Genomic DNA, 507 nt, shown 5'->3' with positions numbered 1-507 from the left:
AAACTTATGACTAAAGTTACCATAAAAGACACACAGAATCCTACTATAATTAAATTCGAATTTCCAGACTTTATCACTCAAAATGAAAGCTTTGAATTTAAAAATATTGATGAAGCTAAATCTTCGCCATTGGCTCAACAGCTTTTTTATCTGCCATTTGTAAAAACGGTATATATTTCAGGAAATTTTATAGCGGTTGAAAGATTCAGTATAGTAGAATGGGACGATGTAAAGGAAGCAGTTGCAGAGCAAATCGAAGCTTATGTTAACAAAGGCGGAGTTATAATTAACGCCGATGAGAACAGACCAAAAAAACAGGCAATTACCGTATATGGAGAATCTACTCCAAATCCGGCAGCACTTAAATTTGTAGTCAACAGAATGATCACGAAAAATGCTGTCGAATTTAAAAATATAGATCAAAGCGCTCCATCACCGCTGGCTACTGAACTATTTAAATTTCCATATGTAAAAGAGATATTTATTGATGAAAATTATATTTCGGTT

At 33.1% G+C, this 507-nt stretch carries 1 protein-coding gene; it reads left to right on the top strand.

The window, feature by feature from the left end; all coding sequences use genetic code 11:
* Positions 1–6: 6 nt before the first annotated feature.
* Positions 7–507: NifU N-terminal domain-containing protein (locus tag ABEB23_RS18285; RefSeq protein ID WP_348814153.1), on the top strand; the 501-nt coding region annotated here is incomplete at its 3' end.

The sequence above is a fragment of the Flavobacterium maritimum genome (assembly GCF_040049085.1).
In the GTDB taxonomy this organism is placed as follows: Bacteria; Bacteroidota; Bacteroidia; order Flavobacteriales; family Flavobacteriaceae; genus Flavobacterium; species Flavobacterium maritimum.
The sequence above is the reverse complement of the archived record's forward strand: the minus strand, read 5'-3'. Positions and strand labels throughout refer to the sequence as shown.